Source organism: Stenotrophomonas sp. SPM, assembly GCF_003105135.1.
Lineage (GTDB): Bacteria > Pseudomonadota > Gammaproteobacteria > Xanthomonadales > Xanthomonadaceae > Stenotrophomonas.
In genome coordinates, this window is sequence record NZ_QETL01000205.1 from 1 (window position 1) to 1601 (window position 1601).

Consider the following 1601-nt stretch of genomic DNA (forward strand, 5'->3'; position numbering starts at 1 on the left):
GCCGCGCGCGCCGCCGGCAGCGACCAGCGTGATGGCCTGCCCGGTTTCCTGCCTGCCGAGGCGCGGCAGACCATCGCCCTCATCCAGCACGGCGGCCCCTTCCCGCACCGCCAGGACGGCACTACCTTCGGCAACCGCGAGCAGCGCCTGCCGCAGCGACCGCGCGGTTACTACCGTGAGTACACGGTCGATACCCCCGGTGCATCCAACCGCGGCGCGCGCCGCATCATCACCGGCGGCGACCCTCCACAGGCGTGGTATTACACCGACGATCACTACGATTCGTTCCGCAGCTTCACCGTACCGGCCCCGGGAGAACGCCCATGAGCCACGACGATTTCGGCCTCGGCCTGCATGACATCAACAACGCTGGCGTCTATGCCATCGATACCGGCGACATCAGCGACCTGGCTGCGGCAATGCGCGATGCCTCGCTGAAGGTGATCCGCATCGACCTGCACGGCGTGACCGACAAGCGCACCCTGCTCGCGCGGCTGGCCGCGCAGCTGGATTTCCCGGCCGGCTTCGGCGGTAACTGGGATGCACTGGCCGACAACCTGCGCGACCTGCAGTGGCTGCCGGCACCGGGCTACGCCCTGTTCCTGGCCGATGTGGATGCGCTGCGCGCGGGCGCGGCGAAGGACTTCGACACGCTGCTGGACGTGATGGACGAAGCCAGCCGCGACTGGGTCGGCCGCGACGTGCCGTTCTGGGTGTTTCTGTCGCAGAGCGAGTAAACGGTAGCGGCGGGCCACACCCGGCGAGCGCGCAGCGCGGCACGCGGCGGACAGTCCGCCGTTACCGGCTGCCGTTATCTTCCTGCAGCTCTTTCTTGAACGGGATGTCCGGCGGCGGCCTTGCCACCGCCGGCTGGTCCTGCATGTTCGGGTCGCTCAGGCCACAGCCACCACCGGCCTGCAGGATCGAGATCACGCAGGAGATCTTCGTGCTGGTACCCGGCAACGGAATCTCCATCGCCTTGACGCCCTTGCGCACCCATTCGGCCAGCAGCGATTCCTGCGGCACCCAGTACTTGTCGAACGACGTCGGCGTGTAGTCGTACGGCGGCCGCTTCAGCCATCGGCCCGACTCAGCGATGCTTTCCTTGGTCCAGCCATCGTTGTCGCCACCCGGCGCGCCGCGCTCGGCAGGGCCCTTGCCTTCCTGGCCGGGCACGTTGACGCTGCCATCTGCGTTGAACAGGCCCTGGCCCGCACCGCGCGCGCTGGCCTGCGCGGCCCCCTGCTGGGCGCCATCGCGGTTGCGGCTCGACGCACCCCAGTCGTCGCCCTTGGCCGGTGTTGCCCAGTTGCCCGGCGTCGGGGCGGGACGCGCACCGGCCCGTGCCGGCCAAAGAGAAAATCCTTGAGAATAGAGGCGGTGAACAGCAGCTGAAAAAGTAATACGGACGAGACATATGGCAGTTGAACCGACAATCATTGGGCAGATCGAACAGACATCGACTCGCCTAGCCCAGCGCAATGCATCAGCGGTTACCGTGGTCACGACCTCGCAGCATGACCGACCACGCTCTACATAACCACATGTCCATCCCACTCTGACGACAAACAATCATACTAGAAAGCAGCCACACACACGAT

The 1601-nt window shown here is 66.5% G+C and carries 2 protein-coding genes and 1 pseudogene; 2 read left to right on the forward strand and 1 reads right to left on the reverse strand.

What is annotated here, in order from left to right; translation table 11 throughout:
• On the forward strand, nt 1-327 hold a 327-nt coding region (locus DCO49_RS19985; protein ID WP_116865464.1), incomplete at its 5' end, for a ribonuclease domain-containing protein.
• Complete coding sequence (locus DCO49_RS19990) at nt 324-737, forward strand: barstar family protein (RefSeq protein WP_108769331.1); 414 nt, start codon at nt 324-326, stop codon at nt 735-737. The genes DCO49_RS19985 and DCO49_RS19990, both read left to right, overlap by 4 nt.
• Before the next feature lie 61 nt (nt 738-798).
• On the opposite strand, the pseudogene DCO49_RS19995 reads toward DCO49_RS19990, so the two are convergent.
• Nucleotides 799-1350: pseudogene (locus DCO49_RS19995) on the reverse strand (hypothetical protein); the annotation flags it as partial.
• Nucleotides 1351-1601: the final 251 nt, after the last annotated feature.